The organism is Acidovorax sp. GW460-11-11-14-LB4 (genome assembly GCF_059423685.1).
Map to the genome: position 1 here is coordinate 16,958 of NZ_JBWKYJ010000014.1, position 25,038 is coordinate 41,995.

Here is a 25,038-nt window from a genome sequence, read left to right on the forward strand (position 1 = left end):
ATGACCGCACCCATTGGCATCACCCTCAGTCTCGACGGCGTACAAGCCACAGAGCAAGGCCTGCGCCGTGTGGCTGGCGGGGTGGACGCCGTTGGTGTGTCCGCCAAGCAGACGGCCGCCGCATTGCGTGGCGTGCCGGCACAGTTCACCGATATCGTCACCAGCCTGGCCAGTGGCCAGCAGCCGCTCACCGTCTTCCTGCAGCAGGGCGGCCAGCTCAAGGACATGTTCGGCGGCGCGGGCAATGCGGCCAAGGCGCTGGGCGGGTATGTGGCGGGGCTGATCAGCCCCTTCACGCTGGCAGCTGCGGCGGGGGTGGCCCTGGCCGTGGCGTACAAGCAGGGCAGTGCCGAGGCTGATGCCTACGCCCGCTCCATCGCCCTCACGGGCAATGCCGCTGGCGTCACCACCTCGCAGCTGCAGGGTATGGCAGAGCGTGTGTCGGCCGTGGTGGGCACCCAGTCCAAGGCCGCCGAGGTGGTGGCCCAGCTGGTGGGCACTGGCGGTGTTGCATCGCAGAGCCTGGAGCAGTTCACCGCCACCGCCATCCGGCTGGAGCGCAATGCGGGCGTCGCCGTGAAAGACACGGTGAAGGAGTTTGCCGAGCTGGGCAAGGAGCCTGTGGAGGCTGCCAAAAAGCTCAACGAGCGCTACAACTACCTCACGGCGGCGGTGTACGAGCAGATCAAGGCGCTGCAAGAGCAAGGCAAGGCCAGCGAGGCCGCGGCACTCTCTCAGCAGACCTACGACAAGGCCATGAGCCTGGTGGCGTCCACGCTGGAGGGCAGGCTGGGCTATGTCGAGCGTGCATGGCGCGCGGTGGGCGATGCGTCCAAATGGGCATGGGACAAGATGCTCAACGTGGGCCGTCCCGACACGCTGAAGGACCAGCTCGACCGCGCCCGCGCAAACCTTGAACAGCGGCTGAACACCCCCTTGGCGGTGGACAACCCCGCCATGCGCGCGTCCCGTGAAAAGGGCATCGAGGCCCTGCGCAACGAAATCAACCTGCTGCAGGAGCAGGAGCGCATGATGCGCCGGGGCGCAGACGCCCAGGCTGATCGCGCCAAGGCCGAGAAGGCAGGCATTGACGCAGCCGATGCGCTGCTCAAAACCCAGGACAAGGGCCTCACCAAGCAGCAGCAGATGAATGCTGCGCTCAAGGAATACCGCACGCAGCTGGAGGCGCTGCGGGCCGTCAATCCCAACTCCGATCGCCTGGCTCCCGATGCCGTGGCGCGTGGCGAGCGTGCCATCCGCGACCAGTTCAAGGACCAGGCTGGTGCCTCCACTGGCGAGTCCGAGCTGGCCACCATCAAGGCCAAGATCACCGAAACTGAAAAGTACATCGAGGCCCTGCGCACGCAAGGCCTGGAGGGTGCCAAGCTCAACGACGGCGAGCGGATGGCCCTCAAGATCAAGGAAGACCTCAAGACCAGCATCACCGGCACCGCCCGCGCCAACAAAGAGCTGGCCCTGGTAGAGGCTGAAAAGCTCGGCCTGGTGCAGCGCGCGGCAGCAGCTGAAGAGCAGCGCCAGAAGGCCGTCAAAAAGTCCACCGACGAATACGCCAAGCTGGTCGAGAGCACCTTCAAGGCCGCCGACGCACTGCAAGACCAGGCGGACAAGCAAGAGGCCGCCAACGCTGTGTACGGCAAGGGTGCTGCCGCCATCGATGAGCTGGCCCTGGCCACCCTCAAGTCGCGCATGGCCGAGGCCCAGGCCTCCGACAGCTTCAGCGAAAAATTCATCGCCGCGCTGGAGGCCCAGATCCAGGCGCAGGAGCGCCTGAACGCCGCCCGCGCCGAAGGCCGGTTCAAGGAGATGAACGAATCCCTGGACCGCGAACTGGCCGCCGCCAACCAGCAGGCCGCGCTGTACCAGGACGAGCTGCGCCTTACCGGCCTGTCGGCCCTGGAACGCGCCAAGATCGTCGCCCTGCGCCAGTCTGAGCTGGAGCTGGCCCGCGACCTCGAAAAGATCGAGCAGTCCGGCCTGGAGGACGCTGACAAAGAGCAGCTGCGCATCAAGGCCCGCGAAAAGCAGCGCGTGGCAGGCTCTGCCGCCGTCAACAAGGTCATTCAGGACGATTTCACCCGCACGTCCGAAACCATCGAGCGCTCGCTTACCGACGCGCTGCTGCGCGGCTTCGAATCGGGCAAGGGCTTTGCCAAGAACCTGCGCGACACCATCGTCAACATGTTCAAGACGCTGGTGCTGCGGCCCATCATCAGCGCCATCATCAACCCCGTGGCGGGCGCCATCACCGGCGCGCTGGGCCTGGCTGGCACTGCCAGCGCGGCCACTGCTGCTGCCAGCGGCGGCGGCATCCTGGGCAGCGCTGGGGGCATTCTCAGCGGCGTGGGTGCGTTGGCTGGCAACTTCGGCGCAGGCATCACAACTGGCCTCGGACAGCTGATGAGCGGCAACATCATCGGTGGACTGCAACTGGGTGGCGGCCTGATCGGGTCGGGGGCTACGGCTGGCGGGCTGGGCACCATCATGGGGGTGCTGGGCCCCATCGCCCTGGGCATCGGTGCCCTGGTGGCCATCAGCAAGGCCACCAAGGGCGAAACCCGCACCGGCGGCCAGTTCGGCGTGTCGTTCGATGGCACCGTGACCAACCAGCGCCGCGATCAGGTCTACACCTACCAGGGCCAGCAGTTCGACCGCGACTTCTCCAACGGCCAGCGCAATGCGCTCATCGCGGGCCAGGCCTACCGCCTGGAGGGCGACCCGGTGCAGAACGAGCAGGCCATCCGCGATGCGGTGTCTGGCACGGCCAGCGGCATCAATGCCTTCCTGAAGGCGCTGGGCAGCAAGGCCACGCTGACGGGCTTCTCTGCGGGCCTGGAAACCTCCAGCAAGGGCCGGGGCGGTGTGTTTGCGGGCGGCATCTTGTCCGACGGCACCACCTTCGGTGAGAGCGGCAAGGGCGACAACTACGCGGGCACGTTGTACGAAAAGTTCAGCACCAACAGCCCCGACTTCAAGACCGCTCTGGAGAACTTCACGCTCGACCTGAAGCAGTCCACTATCCAGGCGCTGCAGTCCGTCACCGACATCCCGCAGACCGTGCAGAAGATGCTCAAGGGTGTGGATGCCGAGGCCCTGAGCGAAGAGGCTGCGAACGCGCTGCTGGAGTCCATCAACGCCCAGATCGTTGGGGTGCAGAACCTCACCACCGCCTTCGAGGCTATGGGCCTGGACAAGCTGGCAGAGATGGGTTTCGACGCCGCTGCAGGCCTGGCCGCCGCTGCCGGTGGCTTCGACAAGCTGCAAACCAACCTCAACACCTACTACGACAACTTCTACACCGACGCGGAAAAGCGCGCCAACCTGCAAAAGCAGGTGGACAAGCAGTTCGCCGAGCTGGGCATTGACGTGCCCAAGAACCGCGACGAATTCCGCCGCCTGGTGGAGGGCACGCTGGAACAGGTCGATGTGCAGGACAAGGCCCGCGCCTCCCTGTCCAAGCAGATCAACGACGCCATCGCAGGCGCTGGCAAAGACGGCTTCACCCTGGCCGATGCCGCCGGCCGCAGCATCGTGTCGGGCATCAACCCGAACCTGCTGGGCAATGGCCCCGCCGACCCGGCGCTGGCTGGCAAGCTCAACGGGTTCCTGGCTGGCGTCAGCGACCTGGCCGCCAAGGGCCTCGACCCGGAAGCATTCGACAAGGGACTGGCTGGGCTGATCGATGTGAACGCCGAGGTGCTGGGCATCGGCAAGGACGCCTCCAAGACGGCCGCCACGCTGCTGGCCCTGTCTGGCACCTTCGCCCAACTGAACGAAAGCGCCGACGACGCTGCGGCCCGCATCGCCAAAGAGCAGGCCGACGCCCGCGACAAGGCCCTGCGCGGCCTGGAGCGCGCCATCGACGCAGAAAAGAAGGCGCTGCAGACTCAAATCGACGTGGCGCGCGAAGTGGCCGACACCATGAGCGGCCTGTTCGACCTGCTCAAGACCAACGTGCAAGAGCTGTACGGCGAAGTGGACTCCACCCGCGCCATGCTGGCCGTGCAGGGCAACGACTTCATCACCCAGGCGCTGGCCACCGCCCGCACAACGGGTTCCCTGCCCGACCAGACCCAGCTGTCAGACGCCATCAGCGCCGCGCGCGGCGGCCTGGACTCCAGCGGTTACGCCAGCCAGTTCGAGCTGGACCGCGACCGCCTGGTGCTGGCCGGCAAGCTGTCGGAGCTGGAAGGCCTGACGGGCAAACAGCTCTCCAGCGCCGAGCGCACGGTGAAGGAGTTGGAAGCACAAAGCAAGCAACTGGACCAGACGCTCGAATACTGGAAACAGCAGATCGACATTGCCAACGGCACGTATGAGGCGACGCTGAGCGTGGCTGATGCGGTCAAGAGCCTTGAAAAGCTGATGTTCCCGAACGCGAGCGAAACCGGCAACCTGAAGCCTGAAAAGATCGGCGGCAGCAGTGGCGGTGCTGGCTTCGGCCCTGGCATGGGCGGTGGCACATCCACGCCCGCCAAGATCGACGCGACCACAGGCAAACGCACCTTCTCTGATGGCAGCGTGGACTACCTGACGGAAAACGAGCTGGACCTGTATCGACGCGGAATTCTGGGCAAGGTCACGTATTTCGACGTGGGCACCGACTACGTGCCACGCGACATGCTGGCCATGGTCCACGAGGGCGAAAAGATTGTGCCCAAGGCCTACAACCCGGCCGCGAATCCGGGCATGGGCGGTGGCAATGGGCAGATGGAAGCGCTCATGGCTGCTTTGCTGGAGCAGAACGCGCGCCTTGAAACCCGCCTGGCAGCCATCGAGGGGCACACGCAGGACACCAGCCGCGCCACCAACGGCAACCCGATATCCCCGGTGCCTATGGCGCTTGTTGAGGACGAAACCGTATGAACATCCTCGTCCCCATCACTATCACCGACGCCATGATCGGCGCGGGCACCACCATCGCAGAGCCTGCAGCTGGTGAAACGGCTTGGGTGTCTGCTGGGAACTACGTGCTGGGCGACCGCCGCATTCGCGCCATCACCCACCGCGTTTACGAGTGCGTCCAAGCGCACACCGGGCGTACGGCGCTGCCTGAGGTTGACACCGCCTACTGGCTCGACGCCGGACCCACCCAGCGCTACGCCCCATTCGACACCTATACCAACACGGCGGCCACGGCCACCGCCAGCATCACCTACGTGCTGAGCCCAGGCTATTTCAATGCAATCAGTCTGTACGGCCTCACCGGCACGCAGATCGTGGTGAGCGTGAAAGATGCCCCTGGCGGCACGGAGATCTACCGCTACCCGGCCACCGGCGCCGCCAGTCTCACCGAGCCGCCCACCGGCTGGTACGACTATATGTTCGGAAAGCGCCGGCCCATCCAGAAGCTGGTGCTGAGCAATCTGCCCATTCGTCCCGCGGCCGAGCTGACCATCACCGTCACGGCCGCCTCGGGCGTTGCTGTCGGCATCGGAATGATCAATGTGGGCGACCTCACGCCACTGCTCGGCGATGCAGAGTGGGGCGGCGTCACGGGCGGTGCATCGGCAGAGCCCACCAGCTACAGCTACATCAAGACCAACGACGACGGCACCACCACCATCAAACGGCGCGGCAAGTCCACCAACCTACGTGCAACGGTGGTCATCCCTCGCCAGAAGGCAGACGCAGCCCTGGCCACGGTGCAGCAGGTGCTCGATGTGCCTGTGTCGTGGATCGCAACCACCTCCCAAGGCTTTGACGGCCTGAACGTCTTTGGCATCGGCAGCTGTTCGATGAGCTACGACAGCTTTGGCATCGCCACCCTGCAGGTCAATGTGAAAGGACTCATCTGATGGCAATCGTTGCCCCAACCCCGGTTGATGCGCTTCCTACGGCGCCAGACCCCAATGACCGCGCGACGTTCGATTCCCGGGCGTATCCGTTCCAGCAGGCGCTCAGCGGCGCCTATCGCATGCAGATGAACGCGCTAGCCGAGAACGTCAACAACAACGCTGAAGAGGCGAGTCTTGCAAGCACTGCAGCCGTGACAGCGGCGGCCTCTGCATCCACGGCAGCAAGCCAGGCCGTTGCCGCCGCCAACTTTAAGGGCGAGTGGCCAGACCTGACTGGCCCCCTGAACAAACCCGCCTGCGTCAAGCACAACGGCCGGTTCTGGATGCTGCTCAACAACCTGGCCGATGTCACCACCAGCCAGCCAGGCGTGTCGGCCGACTGGACATCACTCAACGTGGGGCAGGTGTCGGCGCGCATCGGTTCCAACACCAACGCTGTGTCCGGCGTGTTCTACATCGCCACCACGGCGGGCATCACGCTCACCATCCCTGCGGGCTTCACGGCGGATGACTTTGTGGGCGGGCGCAACGCCTCGGGCGGCGGCTGCTTCATCAACTGGGGGGCCTACACGGTGTCAGGCGAGACACCCGAGGCCCCCATGTCCTGGCCCAACCGGGGCCGGTTTAACGCTGTCTACGACGGGAGCACCTTCGCATGATCACATTCAACCAGGCATTCGGCGGTGGTTCCGCATCGGGGGCGCTCGGCGGGTGGGCTTTGCCCATCCTGGTGTCCAAGTCCATCACCATCGCCAGCAAGGGCAAGTTGCAAATTGCTGCCATGGGTGGCACCGGCTCCGGTGGTTTCACCACCACCGGCGGCGAAGGCGCTACGGGGGCGAACTCTGCACCCTGGGGCGTCAAGATCATCAATGTCGCTGTCGGCGATGTGGTCGAGTTTGTGATTGGCGCTGGTGGCGCTGGGCAGACGGTGGCGGGTAGCGGCATAGCTGGCAATGCCACGCTGGTCAAGCTCAATGGCACGACCATCATGACCTGCAACCCCGGTGAGCCGGGTATCAAGGGCGCTTCGTTCCCTTTGATCCAGACCGCCCCGACTGCGACTGTCGTGGGCGCGGATTACTGGGTGCCGGGCCTTCGCGCTGGGCAGCTTGCAGCGGGCACGTTGGGTTCCGGCGGTGCTGCGGTGGACGTGTTCCGCACGGGCCTCGGTCGCTCCACCGGCACGCCGGGCGGTAGCGTGGGGGCGGACGGCAACTCAAACGGTACTTTTTACACGGCGCCCCTGGCTCTGCCTTCTTTCGAGCTGGGCATCAGCTTCCTTGGGCTCAACACGGCGGGCCTGGCTGGCGTTGGTGGCAATCAGACAACGACGGCAGGTGGCCTGTTTGCAGGCGGTTCGGGCTCCATCTCTGGCTCTGCTTCTCCTGGCAAAGGTGGACGTGGCGCAGGCGGCGGTGGCGGCTACGCAGGCACCACCAGCGGCGCTGGTGGCGACGGCTATGCATTCATCGTGTTCCAACCAGAGGCTTGATTGACCATGACACAGCGAATCGAAATTCTCGAAAACGGTGTCGTGGTCGGCACCATCATTGCAGACGAAGAGGCTGCAGAGCAGCTCTATCCCGGCGCGTGGCGCGTGGCAGAGCAGCAGGGGGAGCCGGCACCACCGGCCGACCTGCGCATCACCCGTCTGGCCTTCCTTGATCGCTTCACCGATGCAGAGGCTGTGGCCATCGACCTGGCGAGCCTCGGCGCCACGGTGCAAGCGGCAGGACTGCGGCGCTACCTGCACAAGGTCAACTCGGCCCAGCACATCGACCTGGCCCGAGCTGACCTGCAGGCCGGTGTGCAGGCGCTGGAGGCGGCCGGCCTGCTGGCTGTGGGCAGGGCCGAGCAGATACTGACCGCGCCCATAACCGACATCGAGCGCTACAAGGGGCCCTGATGCGTGCCGCCTTCTACCGGGGCACTCGTCCAGGCCTGCAGGGCCTGTACAGCCGCGCTGTGCGCGTCATCGAGCGCGGGCCCTACAGCCACTGCGAAATCGAGTTCGGTGACGGCTGGTGCGGCTCTGCCTCGCTTATTGACGGCGGGGTGCGGCTCAAGCGCATTGAGTTCGATGCCGAGCACTGGGACTTTTTCGACCTGCCGCCAGCGCTGGAGGTGTACGCCCGCGACTGGTTCGAGTTCCACGTCGGCGAGCCCTACGACCTGCCCGGCAACCTGCGCTTTGTGCTGCCCTGGATCGCCGACAGCGAGCGCGGCTGGTTCTGCAGCGAAGCCTTCGGCGCCGCCCTGCGCTGGCAAGAGCCATGGCGCCACGGCCCCAACGGCGCTGCCGCCCTGGTCCGCACCATGTACCCACAACAACCACAACAAAACGCACCAAGCCTGGGAGGGATTGCGCATGCCTGAGCCAACGTCCACCGCCGCCGGCATCGCCACCCTGGCGGCCACAGCGATGTCAACCACCGCCATCACCGCCTTCGGCGTGCCCCTCGGGTTGCGTGCGGACCTGCTGGTGGCGGGGTTCTTTGGCGGCATGAGTGCCGTCTTCATCCTCAACAGCGTGCCCAGCACTGGTGACACGTGGATCGAGCTGGTGCGCACCACGTTCAAACGCATGTCGGTGGTGGCGGCCTCCAGTTTCACGGCGGGCTACCTCACGCCCATGTTTGCTGTGCCATCCATCGTGGGTGAGCCCTGGCAGCTTGGCGCCGCCTTTGTGGTGGGTGCCTTCGCGCAGCGCATGCTCATGCTGGCCCGCGACAAGGTGGGCGGGCAGGGGGGTAAGGCGGGCGGTTCTACAGATGCTGGAGGTGCGCCATGAGCACGGTCTTGCTGCTGCTGCACTGGGTGGCCGGCTTCATCGTGCTGGCCGAAGCGCTCAACAAGCTGGAGCGCACCGCGCCGTGCGCCCCGGGCCTCACCCCGCGCGAGCGCGTCACGGCCTGGCTCAAGGGCTTTGCCTGGCTGCTGCTGGGCCTGGGGGGCGCTGGCGCCCTCATCACGCCGCTGCTGCCGCTGGAGCGGCCCACCTTGCAAGACGTGTGCGTGATGCTGGGCTTTGCCGTGCTGATCGTGCGCACCCGCGTCAAGGAGGGCTAGCCCATGTCCCTGTACCTTGACCTTGTAGACCGCGTGCTCTCGCACGAAGGTGGCTATGTCAACGACCCCAACGACCCGGGCGGCGAAACCAAGTGGGGCATCAGCAAGCGCAGCTATCCGCACCTGAACATCAAGGACCTGACGCGCCAGGACGCCATTGCCATTTACCACCGCGACTTCTGGCAGCGCGTGCAGGGCGACAAGCTGCCGGTGCCGTTTGTCTTCCAGGCCCTCGATGCGGCCGTGAACCATGGCATTGGTAACGCTGTGCGGTGGATCCAGCGGGCCGCCGGTGTGGCTGACGACGGAGTGATTGGCCCTGTCACCCTGGCCGCTGTGGCGCGGCAAGAGCCCGCCGACCTGGTGCTCAACTTCAACGCCGAGCGGCTGGAGTTCTACGCCAAGCTGCAGACCTTCGACCACTTTGGGCGGGGGTGGACGCGCCGGGTTGCCAAAAACCTGCGGTACGCCGCGCGGGACAACTGACCATGCGCGTCACCTTCCTCAACCAGCCCCTGCTCAAGCCGCACGGCAACGGCGACGAATGGGTGCTGCACGAAGACTTTGCCGCCCTCATCGAGACCGACACCGCCGACGACTCCGCGGTGATCACCGTGCCCCGGGGCTTCATCACCGACCTGGCCAGCGTGCCCCGCCTGCCGGTGATGTTCATGGCCTTCGAGGGCAAGGCCCGCCGCTCGGCCGTGCTGCACGACTTTCTGTACGAAAGCCAGTACCCCCGCGCGTGGGCCGATGCGGTTTTCTACGCCGCCATGAAAAACGAGGTCAACAACCTCGACCAATACCTGATGTGGCTGGCCGTCCGCTTGGGCGGGCAGGGCGCATGGGCCAACTCAATTCCCTTACCACCCGAAACCGAAAGGCAAGCACCATGAAAAAGAACGTCCTCGCCCTCTGCATCGCCGCCGCCCTGGTGGCCATGTCCGGCTGCAGCAGCTTCAAAGTGGGCGCTGCCTGCTACATCCCCCACGGGGTCACTGGCCAGTGCTCGGCCACCACTGTGGCGCCTGGTGTCGTACCTGCTGGAGCTGCGGCCGCAACCGGCGCCAGCCAGGCCCAGCCATCAAAGCCGCCCACCACCGGCGTGTAGTTTCCCAATCGCCGGCTGCGCGCCGGCGTTACGCCGTGGGCATCTTGTCGAAGTCAGCCAGCGGCATTTCGGTGCCGTCATGCGCCACCAGCGCGCCGGCTGTTGAGTCCGCGACTTCAATAGGGCGGTCATTGAACTTGGCCTTGTCCACCTTATAGGCGCTCCCCATGGATGAGGCGCCGTAGAGGCGGCAAAGAGCCAGGTCTTCGGCCTGCTTCTGGGTCAGGACCAGCTTCTGCGGCGTCTTGCCTGGGTGCTTGATCCAGTGCGTGCGGAAGGCGTTCGACACCCGGCGGTGCAGTTCTGCCATGCCGGGGTGGTGCGGGGGAAGGTCAACGATGTTCTGGGTAGCCATGGCCGGGGATTTTCAGCCCAAAACAGAAAGGCGAATGCATGCACTCGAACAAGCGCCGTGCTACCGGCCTTGGCGGCAAGTCCGTCAAGGCCCAGAAAGACAAACAACTCCGAGACCAGCGCGAGCTGGCCAGGGAGTTGCAGGAGAGGGTGCAGCGGCAGGCCGTCCCGCAAAGGGATGACGGGCCATTACCTCGCATCGATTAGCATGTTCTCCTAATAAGGAGTGGTATGGCTACTTTTGATCCTGGCAGCAATGAATTTCTCGGAGCAATCGCTGGCTCTCTCGTGGGTGGTGCTATCGCGCTGTGCGGAGTCTGGCTAACATTTTGGCAACAGCGAAAGGCAAAGGAGTATGCTGAACTTCAAGCTACGCATAACCTGTTGATGTCAATTCAGGATGAGATAAATGCGCTGCTCTTGATGTATCAGACATCCGTGCGAGAGTCATTATTGGCCCTTCAGGATGGGCAGCCTCTCATGATAGTTTGGCCTGTAACGCACGAGAGATTTTCGGTCTACGAGGCAAATGCAGCAGCTCTCGGGGCAATAGCTGACGATGACTTGCGATCAAAAATTGTTCGGTTCTACATCATGGTCAGTGGTCTCATCGCGACATTCAAATTCAATACGGAGCTGATCGGGCGGTTTGAGGGTTTTGACTTCCTCAGTCGTCACACTGGATCGCAAGAGGCTCGCGCTCAGGCAAATGGCGTGATCCGGCAGTTAATTGAATACGCTCCAAAAATCAAAACGCGGGATCAGCTTACTGTGACTTTGGCGGCCGATGTGATTTCTTCTATTAAGCAGTATTTAGATACGCATCCCATTAAAAAATAGCCCCGCCTAAAACGGCGCCGGAGACTCCACCACCTCCACCGGCCCAATCCCTCGATACAGCACTTCGCCCGTGTGCTTTACGGTCACCGCCCAGCGGTCGGCCTCCACTTGTTCCACCAGGTAGGCCGCAGCCTCAAGCGGCAGCACCAGCTCGTCAGGCAAGCCGCCGTACCAGGTGGGCGTGCGCAGCAGGGTGGGGTAGGGGATCAGGTCCTGACGTGGGTCTTGTGCCATTGTTCGCTCACTGGGGGTTCGTTGCCGGTGCGCTCTTCCACCGGCATTTTCTTCATCCACTTGCGCGCATCAAAGCGCGGCAGAGGTGGGGCATTGGGGGCGCTGCAGGGGCGCACCAGCCACAGCTGCTCGTATTCGTAGCTGCGGCCGCTGCTGGAGTCGATGACATGCCCGCGCAGCAGAAAGCCATCGCCCACCACGTCCACAAACTCCGGCTCGAACAGAATCATCAGGGTGAGGGGGTGCGACACCCATTCCCCCAGCAGATCCACGCGCCGCACGGTGCGCCTGGCCGCGCACTGATCGTGGGACATGTGCTGCATGCGTAGCAGCCCACGCGATGGCTCTGGCCATTCGTCGGGGCGCAGGCGCAGGCCTTGAGCGCGCAGTGGAGTAACTTCGCAGAACATAAAATTCAGCGTAGGTAACAGCGTAAGTTATATGGAAGTCTTTTAAGTTTCATTGGGGAATATGAGAATCAAGGATCACAATATTCATGCCGACATTGTGCCTTGACGGGCGCAGGGGAATGCCACAGGGGCCGTGCTGGGCATACCAAAGCCTGCGGTTTTTTGGTGACTGAGTGCTGCATGGGCCCCGCAGACGTACTTCTTGCACTGCGCGTGCACGGAAGTCCGCATTCAGAGAGTGCCATGCACCACGACTGCTGCAGCTCGGTGCGGATTTTTGGACCTGCCGGTGCCCCGGTGTTAGACGTTTGCGGATCGAGCGCGGCCTGACAGTGCCTCAGCCTTGGTGCGTGGGGCGTAGAAGAGGGCTTGGCGCTCGTGCCGCCTGCTGCGCTCTGCGAATCAGGCCCGGAGCGCCTCGGACGCTGCCAGGCGGTCCAGCTCTGCGCACACATCGGCCATGCGGCCGGCAATTACCAGGCGGCAGGTGCCTGTGTCAGAGGCCCGACGCAGCACCCGGGTGGATTGTGGTGGGCAGTGGTCTACACCCACCGACGCCAAGAAGGCCTGTCGTTTGCTGCCGGCCATGTGTGTTGGCAGGAAGGAGCGGTGGGTGGCAGAGGGTCTGGTCGGGCTTTCCGGCGTTCGTGCTGGAGGTTTGGCGGTAAAGGGCCAATTTCCGCGCAATGGACGTTGCGCCTGTGGCTCTGTGGAGTTGCTGGGAACCAGGGCTTGGGCGTCGTCGCTGCGGGAGGCCGATGTTGGGGAGTTGTCTGGCCTGGCACGTCTCATGCCGACTGGCTGTGCCCGCAGGTCCAGTCTGTCTTTGGGGGCACCGGCTGGGTTGGCAAGCAGCTTTTTAAGACTGCGAAGAGGGTTCTGCACAGCAGACAGGGTGAACAAAGCAATTCCCATGTGAAAACTCCGAAAGTCGGGGGTTGAACATAGGCAGGATTGCAAAGTGGTCGAACACCAGTGCAGACAGACGCAGTGCGAGTTGATCCCTCGACAGTGCAGCCAGCTGCTCCGCCGATCCATCAAGCATTGCCTGAGAGGCCTTGGCATTCAACGGGACCTGCACCGCAGGGCTGGTGAATCGGTTGTATCCGTTCACCAAACGCCCGCCACCCACGGTGCGGCCCCTGGGGCACAAGCTACATCAGCATGGTGTTGCGGATAAGTCCCACTGCCAGTCCTTCGATTTCGAAAGGCTCGCCGGGCTGCACCACGATCACAGGATAGTCGGGGTTTTCGGGCAGCAACTCGATGGCAGTGGCCGTGCGGCGAAGTCGCTTGACGGTGACATCATCGCCCAGGCGGGCCACGATGATCTGACCATTGCGAGCCTCACGGGTGGACTGCACGGCGAGCAAGTCACCGTCCATGATGCCGGCGTCGCGCATGGACATGCCCCGCACCTTGAGCAAGTAGTCGGGCTTGTGTTGGAAGAGGCTGTTTTCCACGCTGTAGGTCTGGTCCACATGTTCCTGCGCGAGAATGGGCGACCCCGCAGCCACCCGACCTACCAGGGGCAAGACCAGCTGCGACAGACCCGGGATGGGCAGACTGAATTGGTTGCCACGGGCTGCGTTGATGGAGCGAACTGTGTCTCCGCGCAAGCGGATGCCGCGCGAGGTGCCGCTGACCAGTTCGATCACCCCTTTGCGGGCCAGGGCCTGCAGGTGCTCTTCGGCCGCGTTGGCTGACTTGAAACCCAGCTCGGCCGCGATTTCTGCGCGGGTGGGAGGCGCGCCGGTGCGTGCGATGGCGGTCTGGATGAGATCCAGAATCTGCTGCTGGCGGGCGGTGAGTTTGGGGTTGTCGAGCATGGTGGTTTCCGGTGCAGGCGGTTACAGTGGCGAGCAACTGTTTTTTAATCCAGTAACTGTATTTTTCACCAGTTTTTCGGAGTATGCAAGTGAGTGGGCAAAAAATTGTGGTTTTGGGCACCGGTGGCACGATCGCGGGCACCTCTGCACAGGCGGGAGACAACATCGGCTACACCGCGGCCCAGGTGGGGGTGGAGCAACTTCTGACGGCCGTGCCAGGCTTGCAGGCACTGGCAGGGGGCGCCTTGGCTGCAGAGCAGGTGGCGCAGATCGACAGCAAGGACATGGATTGCGAGGTGTGGCGCACGCTGGCACTGCGGTGCGCGCACCATTTGAGCGACCCGGAGGTGAGAGGTGTGGTCATCACCCATGGCACGGACACCCTGGAAGAGACCGCGTGGTTTTTGCACGAGGCGCTGGATGCGCGCAAGCCCGTGGTACTGACCTGTGCCATGCGGCCCGCCACAGCCCTGACCCCCGATGGACCCCAGAATCTGCTGGACGCTGTGGCAACGGTATTGGCACCCGGTGCCACAGGTGTGCTGGCTGTTGCGGCGGGTGAAGTGCATGGCGCACGGTATGTGCAAAAGATGCATCCCTACCGCGTCAATGCCTTCAGCTCGGGCGAGGCCGGTCCTTTGGGATGGGTGGAAGAGGGCGTGGTCCGCTGGACATGCAATAGCCCGGTAGCGTATGTCAATCATGTCGATAATGCTATAAAAAATATAGTGAATGCTGTTGCCTGGCCCTGGGTGGAAATCGTCATGAACCATGCAGGCGCGTCGGGCAGGGCGGTTGATGCTCTGGTGCGAGAGGGGGTGCAGGGCCTCGTGGTGGCTTGCACCGGCAATGGCACGATCCACCACGATCTGGAGGCTGCCCTGGTGCGAGCGCAGGACGCCGGGGTGCGAGTGGTGCGCTCCACCCGCTGCGCGGAGGGGCAGGTGCTGCCCAAGCCGGGGGATGCGCTGCCCGCCTCGCAGGGCCTGTCGCCGGTCAAGGCGCGGGTTGCTCTGATGCTGGATTTGCTGCGGGCGGATTGATCGAAAAAGACTGCCAGCCGTGTTCACCGCACTCAAGACACACGCCTGGGCTTATCCCGCGCTCGAAGTCGTCCACATTGTGGGCATTGCGCTGTTGCTGGGCAATCTGGTGTTGCTGGAGTTGCGGGTGTTTGGGCGCGGTGCGGCCTTGCCGATGAAAGACCTCGCGCGGCTGGGTCTGACTTTGGCCGTGTGCGGCTTTGGATTGGCGGCAGTATCGGGTCTGTTGATGTTTGCCACCCAGCCTCCGGAGCTGCTCAGCAACCGCGCCTTTACCTTGAAGATGCTGTTGTTAATGCTTGCGGGCTGTAACGCGGCGTGGTTTCATGCACGCGGTTCGCTTGCACGCCTGGACGGGTTGGCACGTCTGCAGATGCTGGTGTCCACCGTGATCTGGCTGTCGGTGGTGGCCTGTGGCCGCTGGATTGCGTACCTTTGATATGCCCCCTTGAACCGGGTTTTATTCCTACGGGAGTCTTTATGGGCTTGCAACGTCGCCATGTGCTGATCGCCGCCAGTGCCTTGCCTTTGGGGGTGCACGCCCACCATGGCTGGAGCAGTTTCGATGCAGACCGACCGCTGTATCTGGAGGGCACAGCGCGCAAAGTGCGCTGGCAAAACCCGCACGCAGAGCTGGAGCTGGAACTGCCCGTTGCGCTCCGGTTGCCAGCGGACCTTGCGCAACGCGCCATCCCCGCGCAGACAGCGCCAGTGGATGGCCGCGCGCTGCTGGCCAAAACGGTGCTGCCGACCCGCAAGGACCGCGTCTGGGAGATTGAGCTGGCGCCGCTAACCCGCATGCAGGCGTGGCAGGTGCCAGAGATCAAGCCAGGCACCGCCGTATCAGTCGTGGGTTTTGGCCTGCGGGACGAAAAGGGCGAGGCGGTACTGCGCGCCGAGTACCTGTTTGTGGACGGCAAATCCTACGGCCTGCGGTCCAGTCCTGCCTGAGTCAACGCACACGCCCGCAGCAGGCGGCTGTCGCGGCTGCCGTGCTTCAAGGCGGCCCATGAAAAAAGCGACGCCCTGGTGCGGTGCGTCGCTTTGATGGGGCTTGACCGCCCAACGTGTGTCAGGCGGTTTTTTGCTCCTAGTTCAATGTATCAGCTGGCCAGCGCCTGCAGCGCGCGTGCGGTGATCTCGTCCACACTGCCGGTGCCGCTGATGGCGCGGTACTTGGGCGCCACAGCGGGTTCGTCCTTGGCCCAGTTGCTGTAGTAATCCACCAAGGGGCGCGTCTGGTCGCTGTAGACCTGCAGGCGCTTCTTGACGGTTTCTTCCTTGTCGTCTTCGCGCTGGATCAGTTCTTCGCCGGTCACGTCGTCCTTGCCTTCCACTTTGGGGGGGTTGAACTTGACGTGGTAAGTGCGGCCGCTGGCGGGGTGCGAGCGGCGGCCGCTCATGCGCTCAATGATGGCGTCAAAGGGCACATCGATTTCGAGCACATAGTCCAGCTTGACGCCTGCGGCCTTCATGGCGTCGGCCTGGGGAATGGTGCGGGGGAAACCGTCGAACAGGAAGCCGTTGGCACAGTCTGCCTGCGTGATGCGCTCCTTGACGAGACCGATGATGATGTCGTCACTGACCAGGGCGCCCGAATCCATCACGGCCTTGGCCTGCAGGCCCAGGGGGGTGCCGGCCTTGACCGCTGCGCGCAGCATGTCGCCGGTGGAGATCTGGGGGATGCCGTACTTCTGGCAGATGAACGTGGCTTGCGTGCCCTTTCCGGCGCCAGGCGCGCCCAACAGAATCAGTCTCATGGATGTCCTCGAAGGTTAGAAATCGGGTGGCGCCGCTGGCGGGGACGTTCGAAGGGCGCCTGAAGCCGTTCTGTGCGCCCGGGATGCGGTGCTCTCGTTACAGTTGAGGATAGCATGTGACCACCTTGCGCTGACTTACATGGGTGACCGTTTCTAGGTCGGCGCCTCCACGTGCCCACCACGGCGCCCCGCTGTACGTCCCCAGTGCGTTGAAAGTGCGCCCGCAGCGCACACCGCATAGCGGCGCCAGAGCGCTTTCAGCGAAACAGCGCGCGCACCCGCTCCAGGTCCTCCGGCGTATCCACGCCAGGGCCGGGCGCTGCGTCTGCCAGGTGCACTGCGATGTGGTGGCCATGCCAGAGTGCGCGCAGCTGCTCCAGGGCCTCCACCGCCTCGGTCGGTGCTGGCGCCAGCTGCGGAAATTTCCGCAAGAACCCTGCGCGATAGCTGTAGATGCCCACGTGCCGCAGCGGTGCAAAGCCTTGCAGTGCCTTGACGCCGGGCTGGGCGGCCTGTGCCGCGCCCTCCCACCAGGCCGTGCTCGCGTGGTCGCGGCCAAAAGGGATGGGTGCACGGCTGAAGTAATGGGCCAGACCCCGCGCGTCCAGCACCACCTTCACCACATTGGGGTTGGTGTAGTCGGCCAGGGACGCAATGGCATGGGCAGCGGTACCCATGCTGGCTTCGGGGCGCTTTCCATCACGGTCTTGCAGCAGGCTTGCCACGGCATTGATGAGGCCGGGGTCTATCAGCGGCTCGTCACCCTGCACATTGACCACGATGTCGTCGCCGTCCAGCCCCAGCTGTATGCATGCCTCGGCCAGCCGGTCGCTGCCGCTGGCGTGGTCGGTGCGGGTCATGACGACATCCACGCCATGCACTGCGCAGGCTTGCAGGATGCGGGCGTCGTCGGCCGCCACCACGACGCGGGTTGCGGCGCTCTGCGCAGCACGCCGGGCCACGCGCACCACCATGGGCAGGCCCGCAATGTCGGCCAGAGGCTTGTCTGGCAAACGGCTTGAGGCCATGCGTGCCGGGATCAGCACGGTGAAGGCGGTGTGGGCTAAGGCGGGCACGGGTGCGCTCACTGCTCCAGTTCCTCGTCGGTCAGGGTGCGTGCTTCGTTTTCCAGCAACACCGGAATTCCGTCGCGCACCGGGTAGGCCAGCCGCGCGCTGCGCGACACGAGTTCCTGCGCCTCGCGGTCATAGGTCAGGGGGCCTTTGGTGACGGGGCAGACCAGCAGTTCAAGCAGTTTGGGGTCCATGGGGGAGGAGCTTTCCGGGAGGGTTCGTTCAGGCAGGGGCAGATGATAGCGGCGGCCTTTGGGCTCCTGGGCCGGTCGTAATTCGATGGAGCCAGGCATCGAGGGCGGTAAAAAATTGCGGGTCCATCTGCGCGACCAGGGGAACAGCCAGTGCGTCAGGATGGCGGGTCCAGAGCTTCACGGCGTCTTTTTCAGTGCAAACAAGCTGCATGCGCTGGACGGATAAGCGCTGCCAGCTATCAAAATCATAGTGATCTGGCAGGGCCTCGGTGCGCTCCAGCGCCAGGCCCTGGGTGCGCAGCATGGCAAAAAACTCGCTGGGTCTGGCCACGGCTGCCACCGCATGCAGCGGTTGCCCCTGCAATTGGGCCAGTGGCACCTGCTGGCCGTTCGACCGCAGGGCATAGGGCGCCAGGCTACGCTGCAGCTCAAATGCAGGCGCCGTGGTCCCGCGCGGCGGCGCACTGCCTGCGTGCAGCACGATGTCCACGGCGCGGGGCCAGGGCTCCCGCAGCGGGCCGGCAGGCAGCAGAAATCCGTTGCCGATGCCCTGGTCATTGAAGATGCAGATCTCCAAGTCCCGCTGCAGCGCCAGGTGCTGCAAGCCGTCATCGCAAATGAGAACGTCGGTGTCAGGGTGCGCGGCCAGCAGCGCGCGTGCGGCAGCGATGCGGCGCGGGGCCACAAACACAGGCACTGTGCCACCCGCCGCCACGCTGCGGGCAATCAGGGCGGGCTCGTCGCCCACCTCACTGGCCAGGCTGTCAGGCAGCACCGCACGGCAGTCGTGCGTGCTGCGGCCATAGCCGCGCGAAATCACGCCCACGCGCAGACCGCACGCCTGCAGGTGTTTGGCGAGTGCGATGACTACCGGGGTCTTGCCGGCGCCTCCGGCAATCACGTTGCCCACCACGATGACGGGGCGGCCCGGGTGTTCGGAGCGAAGCCAGCCCCTGCCATACAGCCAGCGGCGCAGCGCCACCAACGCGCTATACATCAGGGAGACGGGCCACAGTGCCCAAGCCGCTGGACCCCGGGACTGCCAGATGTTGTGAAGCCGTTGTTCGGCCGTGGGCGGAGAGACCTGCGGGGCCGAAGCCCGGGGCGGCTGCGGCCCGGAAGCGGCCATGCCCGTCAGCGGCTGGCCGCGCGTCCCGACGCGGACGACTGCGTGGCAAACGTGATCTGCGTGAGGCCCACGCGGCGCGCGGCTTCCATCACAGTGACCACGGACTGGTGTGGCGACATGGCGTCGGCGCTGATGATGACCACGCTGTCGCGGCCTGCGGTGGCAGCACTGCGCAGAGCCTGGGCGATGGCATCCACACTCTTGCCTTCCACGCCGGTCTTGTTGACGGCGTAACGGCCGTCTGCGGCCACCGACACGATCACTTCCTTGGGATGGTCGCGCTGCTGCTCGGCATCGGCCACGGGCAGGGTAAGTTGCAGCTCCGTGAACTTGCTGTAGGTGGTGGTGAGCATCAGAAAGATGAGGATCACCAGCAGCACGTCGATGAACGGGATCAGGTTGATCTCGGGCTCATCCTTGGCGCGGGGACGAAAGTTCATGGCGCTTACTTGGCTTTGCGCAGGCGCAGGATGTGGCGAACGAATTGCTCCGACGCCAGCTCCAGCGTGAGCAGATACGCGTCCACGCGGGCCCGGAAGTAGCGCCAGAAGATCAGCGAGGGGATCGCCACGATCAGGCCAAACGCGGTGTTGTAGAGCGCGATGGAGATGCCATGCGCCAGCTGGGCCGGGTTGCCGCCACCCATGGCCTGGCCCACACCGCCGCCGCCGGCCTGCGAGCCAAAGATCTCGATCATGCCGATGACGGTGCCCAGCAGGCCCAGCAGCGGAGCGGCTGAAGCGATGGTGGCCAGGGCCGACAGGTACTTCTCCAGCCGGTGCGCTACCGCGCGGCCGGTGCCTTCCATGGCGGCGCGCAGGTCGGTTTCACTGCACTGGGGGTTGCTGTTGAGGGTGCGCAGGCCGCTGGCCAGCACTTCACCCAGGGCCGAGTTCTGGGCCAGCTGGTTCACCACGTCGGGGGTGGGCAAGGCCTTGGACGACACCGTGATGGCTTCGTCCAGGAGTTTGGGGGGGGCCACGCGGGCCGTTTTCAGGGCCAGAAAACGTTCAAAAATCAGTGCCAGTCCCAGGACGGAACACGCGATCAGGGGCCAGATGGGCCAGCCTGCGGCTTGTATGATGGACAGCAAATCTCTCTCCGCGCAGATGAAAGCAATCGGCGATTATGGCCTAGCTTGCGGCGGCCACTGCGTCACAAACCGTTACGTTATCGCGCACGCCACCCATCACCGCGCTCACCCACAAAAACTGTGGATAACTTTGTGGGCAACCCACATCCACAGCCTCGCAAAGTGGCTTCGCGCCGTGCTTGCAACAGATTGATGAAAAATTGTGCAGTGAAAAATGTATATAAATCAACAGCTTGCACGTGCTCTCGTGTTTTGCGGCCGATTGGGGTGCCCAGTTTGAAGGCAATTCCCGCTGGCTCGAAACTGTGGAGTACTCGCCGGGGGGGCGCGGCGCCAACGCGCGCCGTTTCTCATGTTTGACCGCTCAAGCCCAGCAGCGGCGCCCCGTATCTGGGAAGTTGGCGCGCTGTGCCGCGCCATTGCTGATGCCCTGGAGGCGCGCTTCAATCCTGTCGCGGTGCGCGGCGAGATTACGGGCTTCTCGCGCGCGTCCAGCGGTCATTGTTATTTTTCGATCAAGGACGCCAACGGGCAGTTGCGCTGCGCCATGTTCCGACGCGCAGCCACGTTGCTTGACTTTTCGCCGCGCGATGGTGAATTGGTGGAAGTGCGCGGGCGTCTCGGTGTGTATGAGGCACGTGGCGACCTGCAGTTCATCGTGGAAAGCATGCAGCGCGCGGGGCAGGGCGCGTTGTTCGAGCAGTTCCTGCGGCTCAAGGTGCAGCTCGACGCCGAAGGCCTGTTCGACACGGCGCGCAAGCGCCCGCTGCCGCTGCAGCCCCGCGGCATTGGCCTGGTCACGTCAGCCGGCGCAGCCGCGCTGCACGATGTGGTCACGGCGTTGCGCCGGCGTGTGCCGCACATTCCGGTGGTGCTGGTGCCAGCGCAGGTCCAGGGTGTGGCCGCCCCGCCGTCGATCATTGCGGCGCTATCAAAACTGTATCTGCTCGCGCAAGCGGGGCAGGCGCCTGGGGCTGATTCGAACCGGCATCCGCCTATTGACGTGATTTTGCTGGTCCGTGGAGGCGGCTCCATCGAGGACCTGTGGGCCTTCAACGACGAGCAGCTGGCCCGCACCATCGTGCAAAGCCCAGTGCCCCTGGTCAGCGGCGTGGGGCATGAGACCGATTTCACCATCGCTGACTTTTGCGCCGATCTGCGTGCACCTACCCCCACTGCAGCGGCCGAGCTGGTGGCCCAGCCGCGCGAGGTCTGGCTGGGCGCGCTGGGGTTGCTGGCAGGCCGCCTCAGCGATGGAGTGCAGCGCCAGCTGGATACCCGCCACCAGCGGCTGGACCAGGCTGCAGCCCGCCTCGGCCGTCCCTCGGGCCTGGTGGCGCGTCAGCAGCTGCAACTGGCGCGCCTTGCGCAGCGCATGCGCCATGGTGTGCTCCTGAAAATGCAGCGCCTGGCGCAACGCCAGCAAACACTGGAAACCCAATTGCCCCAGGCTTTGCAACGCAGTGCTGCGCAGCACGCCGAGCGGCTGGACCGCGCTGCCTTGCGACTGGAACTGCTGGACCCACGCTTGGTACTGCAGCGCGGTTATGCGCTGCTGACCGATACCAGCGGCCAGGCGGTGACCAGCGTGCGCCAGGCTCAGCCGGGCGACGCGCTGCGGGCCACGCTGGCCGACGGCGCCGTGGATGTGACGGTGTCGCAGCCACGGTTGCTGTGAGCGGATTGCGGAGGGAGAGGGCTGCAGGGCTTTTTTGTAGGACAGCGGCGGTTTGTGGCGTTGCGGGTGGGGAACCGGGAGCCCACATGCTGCACAGGTCACCTGATGTTCCTACAATGCCCCCTTCGCGCTGTGTCCGACTGCATTGCTCAGGAAAGCCCGCGTTGCAGACGGCATCCCAGAATTTCAAACCACGAGGAAACACTACCATGGAACACACCCTTCCCCCGCTGCCCTACGCCATCGACGCCCTGGCCCCGCACTACAGCCAGGAAACCCTGGAGTACCACCACGGCAAGCACCACAACGCCTACGTGGTGAACCTCAACAACCTGCAAAAGGGCACCGAGTTCGAATCCCTGACGCTGGAAGAGATCATCAAGAAGGCCAGCGGTGGCATCTACAACAACGCTGCGCAAATCTGGAACCACACCTTCTTCTGGAACTGCATGGCTCCCCAGGGTGGCGGTGAGCCATCGGGCGCACTGGCCGCAGCCATCAACGCCAAGTGGGGCAGCTACGCCGCTTTCAAGGAAGCCTTTGTGAAGTCCGCCGTGGGCAACTTCGGTTCGGGCTGGACTTGGCTGGTGAAGAAGGCTGACGGCGGCGTGGACATCGTCAACACCGGCGCCGCCGGCACGCCCCTGACCACCGCCGACAAGGCCCTGCTGACGGTGGACGTGTGGGAACACGCGTATTACATCGACTACCGCAACATGCGTCCCAAGTTCGTCGAAACCTTCCTCGACAAGCTGGTGAACTGGAAGTTTGCTGAAGCCAACTTCGCCTGATCGACCCGCGCAGTCGCGGTGTGGCGCCCACATCGCGCAGGCAACAAAAAACGGCCCGAGGGCCGTTTTTTGTTGCACGACAGAAAATTTGAAGTGTTTTCGGCTGGATGTGCTAGTGAATTATGGTTCTATTGCTATTGAATATGTAGCATCTGCAGCCCTTGGCGTCACTGCCGGGCAAACGGGGTCCCACTGAGTTTGGCCCCGGCCTTGATGCCCTTCTTGGCAAACCAGCCCTGGTTCATCTCCAGCACGTAGCGCACGGGCTTGGCCGAACAGTGTGAATCCAGTGTCTGGGGCTTCATGTCCTCCAGGTTCACGATGGTGCCGTCATCGGCAACGAAGGCGGCCGTGAGCGGCAGCAAGGTGTTCTTCATCCAGAAGCATTGCTGGGAGGGCTGCTCAAACACAAAGAGCATGCCTTCGTGCGCGGGCATTTCCTTGCGGTGCATCAGGCCGGTCTGGCGCTCCTGGGGGGTGAGGGCGACCTGGGCGTCGATGCGGTGCATGCCGGCGGTCAGTTCCACGCGCCGTAGGTTCATCTGTGGGCCTTCCTGCGCCTGGGCGACCCCAGCGGGCGCGGCCAGTGCACATGCCGCCAGCCAAACCCCCCAGGCCCCGACGGCGCGGCGGGCCCGGCTGGGAACACCGGTCGCCCCGCGCAGGGCGGCGAGCGGGAAGGCTGGGAGGGCGCGTGAGGCGGTCATGGGCGGGACTTTCTGGCAAAAAAGACAACAGTGGGTGCGGCAGCTGCGCCAGGGACGGACTGCAGCACTCGCAAAAAGTTCAGGCGGTGCGCAGAGTATGCGAAGCACCAAAGAAAACGCCCGCAGGAGCGGGCGGTTTTTGAATCGGCGAAGGCCTGAGGGGCCCCGTGGTGGGTCTGTCAGGCCTTGCGATGTTTCAGGCGGCCTTGTGGGCGGTTTTCTTCTTGGCGACCTTTTTGGTGGTCTTTTTCTTGGCGACCTTCTTGGTGGCCGGTGCTGCTGCCTGGGCCGTCATGGGAGCGGCTGCGGGAGCGGTAGTGGCAGGGGCGGCTGCGGGTGCCTGTGCAAAAGCACCAGCAGTGAACAGACCGGCCACGAGGACAGCGAGGAGTTTTTTCATATATGCCGTTTCCAGTGTGAACGAAGGTTGAAGGGCCGGACGAATTCCGTACGGCTCCACTCGCAACGATAGCAGCGCGCGGCCCGTTGACAGGGTCTTGGACGAAATTTTTTGTCATTAGAATGGTTTGAAACCACACTGGCGCGCCTGCGGCGGTGCTTCTTTTCCTCGCTTTGCCCCTCATCGACCGAATCAGACTCGGCGCACACCGGAGACTCCCCACCCATGACCACCTACCAGCACATCGTGGTGCCTGCCGAAGGCCAGAAAATCACCGTCAACGCCGACATGTCCCTGAATGTGCCGGACGAGCCCATCATCCCCTTCATCGAAGGTGACGGCACCGGCCTGGACATCACGCCCGTCATGATCAAGGTGGTGGACGCAGCCGTGGCCAAGGCCTACGGGGGCAAGAAGAAGATCCACTGGATGGAGGTGTACGCGGGCGAAAAGTCCACCAAGGTGTACGGCCCCGATGTGTGGCTGCCCGATGAAACCCTGCAGGTGCTGCGCGAGTACGTGGTGTCCATCAAGGGCCCGCTGACCACGCCCGTGGGCGGCGGTATCCGCTCGTTGAACGTGGCGCTGCGCCAGGAGCTGGACCTGTATGTGTGCCTGCGTCCCGTGCAGTATTTCAAGGGCGTGCCCTCGCCGCTGAAGGAACCCGAAAAGACCAACATGGTCATCTTCCGCGAGAACTCGGAAGACATCTACGCCGGCATTGAGTTCGAGGCCGAGTCGGACAAGGCCAAGAAGCTCATCAAGTTCCTGCAGGACGAGATGGGGGTGAAGAAGATCCGCTTCCCCAACACGTCCGGCCTGGGCGTGAAGCCCGTGTCCATCGAGGGCACAGAGCGCCTGGTGCGCAAGGCCATCCAGTACGCCATCGACAACGACAAGCCCAGCGTGACCATCGTGCACAAGGGCAACATCATGAAGTACACCGAAGGGGGCTTTCGCGACTGGGCCTATGCCCTGGCACAGACGGAGTTCGGTGCCGAGCTCATCGACGGCGGCCCCTGGTGCCGCCTCAAGAACCCCAAGAACGGCAAGGAAATCACCATCAAGGACAGCATCGCCGATGCCTTCCTGCAACAGATCCTGCTGCGCCCGGCCGAGTATTCGGTCGTGGCCACGCTGAACCTGAATGGTGACTACATCTCTGACGCGCTGGCGGCACAGGTGGGCGGCATCGGCATTGCCCCCGGCGCCAACATGTCCGACTCGGTGGCGTGCTTTGAAGCCACCCACGGCACGGCGCCCAAGTACGCGGGCAAGGATTACGTCAACCCCGGCTCCGAGATCCTGTCGGCCGAGATGATGCTGCGCCACATGGGTTGGACAGCGGCTGCCGACCTGATCATCAGTTCGCTGGAGAAGTCGATCGCATCCAAGAAGGTGACCTACGATTTTGCCCGCCTGATGGAAGGTGCCACGCAGGTCAGCTGCTCGGGGTTTGGGCAGGTCATGATTGACAACATGTAGTCGCATCCGCCTTGGCTTC

General features: G+C 64.1%; 31 protein-coding genes. 18 read left to right on the plus strand and 13 right to left on the minus strand.

Annotation, left to right across the window (positions count from 1 at the left end):
* From AC07X4_RS07875 to AC07X4_RS07925, 11 genes are read left to right on the plus strand one after another with little or no spacing between them, the layout of a single operon-like run.
* Nucleotides 1-4,884, plus strand: coding sequence for a phage tail length tape measure family protein (locus AC07X4_RS07875; RefSeq protein ID WP_494739748.1), 4,884 nt, complete (start codon nt 1-3; stop codon nt 4,882-4,884).
* Entirely contained in the window at nt 4,881-5,816 is a 936-nt protein-coding gene (locus AC07X4_RS07880) for a hypothetical protein (protein WP_494739749.1), read from the plus strand. Before AC07X4_RS07875 ends, AC07X4_RS07880 begins: the two co-directional genes overlap by 4 nt.
* Nucleotides 5,816-6,475 (plus strand): hypothetical protein, encoded by a 660-nt coding sequence (locus tag AC07X4_RS07885; RefSeq protein WP_494739750.1) that lies wholly within the window; start codon nt 5,816-5,818, stop codon nt 6,473-6,475. Before AC07X4_RS07880 ends, AC07X4_RS07885 begins: the two co-directional genes overlap by 1 nt.
* Nucleotides 6,472-7,311 (plus strand): hypothetical protein, encoded by an 840-nt coding sequence (locus AC07X4_RS07890; protein ID WP_494739751.1) that lies wholly within the window; start codon nt 6,472-6,474, stop codon nt 7,309-7,311. Before AC07X4_RS07885 ends, AC07X4_RS07890 begins: the two co-directional genes overlap by 4 nt.
* Before the next feature lie 6 nt (nt 7,312-7,317).
* Nucleotides 7,318-7,725, plus strand: a complete 408-nt coding sequence (locus tag AC07X4_RS07895) for a hypothetical protein (RefSeq protein ID WP_494739752.1) — start codon at nt 7,318-7,320, stop codon at nt 7,723-7,725.
* Nucleotides 7,725-8,195 (plus strand): hypothetical protein, encoded by a 471-nt coding sequence (locus AC07X4_RS07900; protein WP_494739753.1) that lies wholly within the window; start codon nt 7,725-7,727, stop codon nt 8,193-8,195. The genes AC07X4_RS07895 and AC07X4_RS07900 overlap by 1 nt, the downstream gene beginning before the upstream one ends.
* Complete coding sequence (locus AC07X4_RS07905; RefSeq protein WP_494739754.1) at nt 8,188-8,610, plus strand: hypothetical protein; 423 nt, start codon at nt 8,188-8,190, stop codon at nt 8,608-8,610. Before AC07X4_RS07900 ends, AC07X4_RS07905 begins: the two co-directional genes overlap by 8 nt.
* Entirely contained in the window at nt 8,607-8,888 is a 282-nt protein-coding gene (locus tag AC07X4_RS07910; protein WP_494739755.1) for a hypothetical protein, read from the plus strand. The genes AC07X4_RS07905 and AC07X4_RS07910 overlap by 4 nt, the downstream gene beginning before the upstream one ends.
* Before the next feature lie 3 nt (nt 8,889-8,891).
* Nucleotides 8,892-9,374, plus strand: a complete 483-nt coding sequence (locus AC07X4_RS07915; protein WP_494739756.1) for a glycoside hydrolase family 108 protein — start codon at nt 8,892-8,894, stop codon at nt 9,372-9,374.
* Between the two features lie 2 nt (nt 9,375-9,376).
* On the plus strand, nt 9,377-9,784 hold the full coding sequence (locus AC07X4_RS07920; RefSeq protein WP_494739757.1) for a DUF1353 domain-containing protein: 408 nt from the start codon (nt 9,377-9,379) through the stop codon (nt 9,782-9,784).
* On the plus strand, nt 9,781-9,999 hold the full coding sequence (locus AC07X4_RS07925) for a hypothetical protein (protein WP_494739758.1): 219 nt from the start codon (nt 9,781-9,783) through the stop codon (nt 9,997-9,999). The genes AC07X4_RS07920 and AC07X4_RS07925 overlap by 4 nt, the downstream gene beginning before the upstream one ends.
* 28 nt (nt 10,000-10,027) lie before the next feature.
* Here AC07X4_RS07925 and AC07X4_RS07930 read toward each other — a convergent pair whose 3' ends face one another.
* Nucleotides 10,028-10,354 carry a hypothetical protein gene (locus AC07X4_RS07930; protein ID WP_494739759.1) on the minus strand — a complete coding sequence of 109 codons (327 nt, stop codon included), beginning with the start codon at nt 10,352-10,354 and terminating at the stop codon, nt 10,028-10,030.
* 230 nt (nt 10,355-10,584) lie between these two features.
* On the opposite strand from AC07X4_RS07930, the gene AC07X4_RS07935 reads away from it, so the two are divergent.
* Nucleotides 10,585-11,193, plus strand: coding sequence for a hypothetical protein (locus tag AC07X4_RS07935; RefSeq protein ID WP_494739760.1), 609 nt, complete (start codon nt 10,585-10,587; stop codon nt 11,191-11,193).
* A 6-nt stretch (nt 11,194-11,199) separates the two neighbouring features.
* On the opposite strand, the gene AC07X4_RS07940 is transcribed toward AC07X4_RS07935, so the two are convergent.
* The 4 genes from AC07X4_RS07940 to lexA all read right to left on the minus strand — a co-directional run bounded on the left by AC07X4_RS07940 (nt 11,200) and on the right by lexA (nt 13,666).
* Nucleotides 11,200-11,427, minus strand: a complete 228-nt coding sequence (locus AC07X4_RS07940; protein ID WP_494739761.1) for a hypothetical protein — start codon at nt 11,425-11,427, stop codon at nt 11,200-11,202.
* Nucleotides 11,400-11,837, minus strand: coding sequence for a hypothetical protein (locus AC07X4_RS07945; RefSeq protein WP_494739762.1), 438 nt, complete (start codon nt 11,835-11,837; stop codon nt 11,400-11,402). Before AC07X4_RS07945 ends, AC07X4_RS07940 begins: the two co-directional genes overlap by 28 nt.
* Nucleotides 11,838-12,239: 402 nt before the next feature.
* Nucleotides 12,240-12,425: a hypothetical protein gene (locus AC07X4_RS07950; RefSeq protein WP_494739763.1), complete on the minus strand. Its 186-nt coding sequence runs from the start codon at nt 12,423-12,425 to the stop codon at nt 12,240-12,242.
* A 566-nt stretch (nt 12,426-12,991) separates the two neighbouring features.
* The gene (lexA, locus tag AC07X4_RS07955; RefSeq protein WP_056062380.1) at nt 12,992-13,666 is read right to left on the minus strand and encodes a transcriptional repressor LexA; all 675 of its coding nucleotides are present in this window, start codon (nt 13,664-13,666) and stop codon (nt 12,992-12,994) included.
* Between the two features lie 83 nt (nt 13,667-13,749).
* Between lexA and AC07X4_RS07960 the strand changes: the two genes are divergently transcribed.
* Genes AC07X4_RS07960 through AC07X4_RS07970 form a run of 3 tightly spaced genes read left to right on the plus strand, consistent with a single transcriptional unit; the run spans nt 13,750 to nt 15,660 of the window.
* On the plus strand, nt 13,750-14,709 hold the full coding sequence (locus AC07X4_RS07960) for an asparaginase (protein ID WP_395454838.1): 960 nt from the start codon (nt 13,750-13,752) through the stop codon (nt 14,707-14,709).
* A gap of 19 nt (nt 14,710-14,728) precedes the next feature.
* On the plus strand, nt 14,729-15,148 hold the full coding sequence (locus AC07X4_RS07965; protein WP_288851193.1) for a hypothetical protein: 420 nt from the start codon (nt 14,729-14,731) through the stop codon (nt 15,146-15,148).
* A 41-nt stretch (nt 15,149-15,189) separates the two neighbouring features.
* On the plus strand, nt 15,190-15,660 hold the full coding sequence (locus tag AC07X4_RS07970) for a DUF6152 family protein (protein WP_494739764.1): 471 nt from the start codon (nt 15,190-15,192) through the stop codon (nt 15,658-15,660).
* Nucleotides 15,661-15,812: 152 nt separating this feature from the next.
* Here the strand turns inward: AC07X4_RS07970 and adk are convergent, their stop codons facing one another.
* The 6 genes from adk to AC07X4_RS08000 all read right to left on the minus strand — a co-directional run bounded on the left by adk (nt 15,813) and on the right by AC07X4_RS08000 (nt 19,958).
* Nucleotides 15,813-16,469, minus strand: a complete 657-nt coding sequence (gene adk / locus AC07X4_RS07975) for an adenylate kinase (protein ID WP_056062394.1) — start codon at nt 16,467-16,469, stop codon at nt 15,813-15,815.
* Between the two features lie 257 nt (nt 16,470-16,726).
* On the minus strand, nt 16,727-17,557 hold the full coding sequence (kdsB, locus tag AC07X4_RS07980) for a 3-deoxy-manno-octulosonate cytidylyltransferase (protein WP_494739765.1): 831 nt from the start codon (nt 17,555-17,557) through the stop codon (nt 16,727-16,729).
* Nucleotides 17,554-17,736, minus strand: coding sequence for a Trm112 family protein (locus AC07X4_RS07985; RefSeq protein WP_056062396.1), 183 nt, complete (start codon nt 17,734-17,736; stop codon nt 17,554-17,556). Before AC07X4_RS07985 ends, kdsB begins: the two co-directional genes overlap by 4 nt.
* A gap of 28 nt (nt 17,737-17,764) precedes the next feature.
* Nucleotides 17,765-18,865, minus strand: a complete 1,101-nt coding sequence (lpxK, locus tag AC07X4_RS07990) for a tetraacyldisaccharide 4'-kinase (protein WP_494739766.1) — start codon at nt 18,863-18,865, stop codon at nt 17,765-17,767.
* Between the two features lie 5 nt (nt 18,866-18,870).
* Nucleotides 18,871-19,305, minus strand: coding sequence for an ExbD/TolR family protein (locus AC07X4_RS07995; RefSeq protein ID WP_056062402.1), 435 nt, complete (start codon nt 19,303-19,305; stop codon nt 18,871-18,873).
* A 5-nt stretch (nt 19,306-19,310) separates the two neighbouring features.
* Nucleotides 19,311-19,958 carry a MotA/TolQ/ExbB proton channel family protein gene (locus AC07X4_RS08000; RefSeq protein WP_056062406.1) on the minus strand — a complete coding sequence of 216 codons (648 nt, stop codon included), beginning with the start codon at nt 19,956-19,958 and terminating at the stop codon, nt 19,311-19,313.
* Nucleotides 19,959-20,310: 352 nt separating this feature from the next.
* Between AC07X4_RS08000 and xseA the strand changes: the two genes are divergently transcribed.
* Nucleotides 20,311-21,636: an exodeoxyribonuclease VII large subunit gene (gene xseA, locus AC07X4_RS08005; protein ID WP_121943012.1), complete on the plus strand. Its 1,326-nt coding sequence runs from the start codon at nt 20,311-20,313 to the stop codon at nt 21,634-21,636.
* Nucleotides 21,637-21,845: 209 nt separating this feature from the next.
* The gene (locus AC07X4_RS08010; RefSeq protein ID WP_494739767.1) at nt 21,846-22,427 is read left to right on the plus strand and encodes a superoxide dismutase; all 582 of its coding nucleotides are present in this window, start codon (nt 21,846-21,848) and stop codon (nt 22,425-22,427) included.
* A gap of 167 nt (nt 22,428-22,594) precedes the next feature.
* On the opposite strand, the gene AC07X4_RS08015 is transcribed toward AC07X4_RS08010, so the two are convergent.
* Both AC07X4_RS08015 and AC07X4_RS08020 read right to left on the minus strand, forming a co-directional pair.
* Nucleotides 22,595-23,134, minus strand: a complete 540-nt coding sequence (locus AC07X4_RS08015; RefSeq protein ID WP_121943011.1) for a DUF192 domain-containing protein — start codon at nt 23,132-23,134, stop codon at nt 22,595-22,597.
* A gap of 196 nt (nt 23,135-23,330) precedes the next feature.
* Complete coding sequence (locus AC07X4_RS08020; protein WP_056644838.1) at nt 23,331-23,534, minus strand: hypothetical protein; 204 nt, start codon at nt 23,532-23,534, stop codon at nt 23,331-23,333.
* Between the two features lie 225 nt (nt 23,535-23,759).
* On the opposite strand from AC07X4_RS08020, the gene icd reads away from it, so the two are divergent.
* Nucleotides 23,760-25,019: an NADP-dependent isocitrate dehydrogenase gene (gene icd / locus AC07X4_RS08025; RefSeq protein WP_056745996.1), complete on the plus strand. Its 1,260-nt coding sequence runs from the start codon at nt 23,760-23,762 to the stop codon at nt 25,017-25,019.
* Nucleotides 25,020-25,038 lie beyond the last annotated feature (19 nt).

Coding starts and splice junctions, on each gene's coding strand:
- adk (WP_056062394.1), bottom strand. CDS start 16,469: ATGAGACTGATTCTGTTGGGCGCGCCTGGCGCCGGAAAGGGCACGCAA.
- AC07X4_RS07970 (WP_494739764.1), top strand. CDS start 15,190: ATGGGCTTGCAACGTCGCCATGTGCTGATCGCCGCCAGTGCCTTGCCT.
- AC07X4_RS07940 (WP_494739761.1), bottom strand. CDS start 11,427: ATGGCACAAGACCCACGTCAGGACCTGATCCCCTACCCCACCCTGCTG.
- xseA (WP_121943012.1), top strand. CDS start 20,311: ATGTTTGACCGCTCAAGCCCAGCAGCGGCGCCCCGTATCTGGGAAGTT.
- lexA (WP_056062380.1), bottom strand. CDS start 13,666: ATGCTCGACAACCCCAAACTCACCGCCCGCCAGCAGCAGATTCTGGAT.
- AC07X4_RS07935 (WP_494739760.1), top strand. CDS start 10,585: ATGGCTACTTTTGATCCTGGCAGCAATGAATTTCTCGGAGCAATCGCT.
- AC07X4_RS07905 (WP_494739754.1), top strand. CDS start 8,188: ATGCCTGAGCCAACGTCCACCGCCGCCGGCATCGCCACCCTGGCGGCC.
- AC07X4_RS07900 (WP_494739753.1), top strand. CDS start 7,725: ATGCGTGCCGCCTTCTACCGGGGCACTCGTCCAGGCCTGCAGGGCCTG.
- AC07X4_RS08010 (WP_494739767.1), top strand. CDS start 21,846: ATGGAACACACCCTTCCCCCGCTGCCCTACGCCATCGACGCCCTGGCC.
- AC07X4_RS07995 (WP_056062402.1), bottom strand. CDS start 19,305: ATGAACTTTCGTCCCCGCGCCAAGGATGAGCCCGAGATCAACCTGATC.
- AC07X4_RS07950 (WP_494739763.1), bottom strand. CDS start 12,425: ATGGCCGGCAGCAAACGACAGGCCTTCTTGGCGTCGGTGGGTGTAGAC.
- AC07X4_RS07945 (WP_494739762.1), bottom strand. CDS start 11,837: ATGTTCTGCGAAGTTACTCCACTGCGCGCTCAAGGCCTGCGCCTGCGC.
- AC07X4_RS07880 (WP_494739749.1), top strand. CDS start 4,881: ATGAACATCCTCGTCCCCATCACTATCACCGACGCCATGATCGGCGCG.
- AC07X4_RS07930 (WP_494739759.1), bottom strand. CDS start 10,354: ATGGCTACCCAGAACATCGTTGACCTTCCCCCGCACCACCCCGGCATG.
- icd (WP_056745996.1), top strand. CDS start 23,760: ATGACCACCTACCAGCACATCGTGGTGCCTGCCGAAGGCCAGAAAATC.
- AC07X4_RS07915 (WP_494739756.1), top strand. CDS start 8,892: ATGTCCCTGTACCTTGACCTTGTAGACCGCGTGCTCTCGCACGAAGGT.
- lpxK (WP_494739766.1), bottom strand. CDS start 18,865: ATGGCCGCTTCCGGGCCGCAGCCGCCCCGGGCTTCGGCCCCGCAGGTC.
- AC07X4_RS08015 (WP_121943011.1), bottom strand. CDS start 23,134: ATGACCGCCTCACGCGCCCTCCCAGCCTTCCCGCTCGCCGCCCTGCGC.
- AC07X4_RS08020 (WP_056644838.1), bottom strand. CDS start 23,534: ATGAAAAAACTCCTCGCTGTCCTCGTGGCCGGTCTGTTCACTGCTGGT.
- AC07X4_RS07985 (WP_056062396.1), bottom strand. CDS start 17,736: ATGGACCCCAAACTGCTTGAACTGCTGGTCTGCCCCGTCACCAAAGGC.
- AC07X4_RS07875 (WP_494739748.1), top strand. CDS start 1: ATGACCGCACCCATTGGCATCACCCTCAGTCTCGACGGCGTACAAGCC.
- AC07X4_RS07960 (WP_395454838.1), top strand. CDS start 13,750: ATGCAAGTGAGTGGGCAAAAAATTGTGGTTTTGGGCACCGGTGGCACG.
- AC07X4_RS07890 (WP_494739751.1), top strand. CDS start 6,472: ATGATCACATTCAACCAGGCATTCGGCGGTGGTTCCGCATCGGGGGCG.
- AC07X4_RS07885 (WP_494739750.1), top strand. CDS start 5,816: ATGGCAATCGTTGCCCCAACCCCGGTTGATGCGCTTCCTACGGCGCCA.
- AC07X4_RS07910 (WP_494739755.1), top strand. CDS start 8,607: ATGAGCACGGTCTTGCTGCTGCTGCACTGGGTGGCCGGCTTCATCGTG.
- AC07X4_RS07895 (WP_494739752.1), top strand. CDS start 7,318: ATGACACAGCGAATCGAAATTCTCGAAAACGGTGTCGTGGTCGGCACC.
- AC07X4_RS07925 (WP_494739758.1), top strand. CDS start 9,781: ATGAAAAAGAACGTCCTCGCCCTCTGCATCGCCGCCGCCCTGGTGGCC.
- AC07X4_RS07920 (WP_494739757.1), top strand. CDS start 9,377: ATGCGCGTCACCTTCCTCAACCAGCCCCTGCTCAAGCCGCACGGCAAC.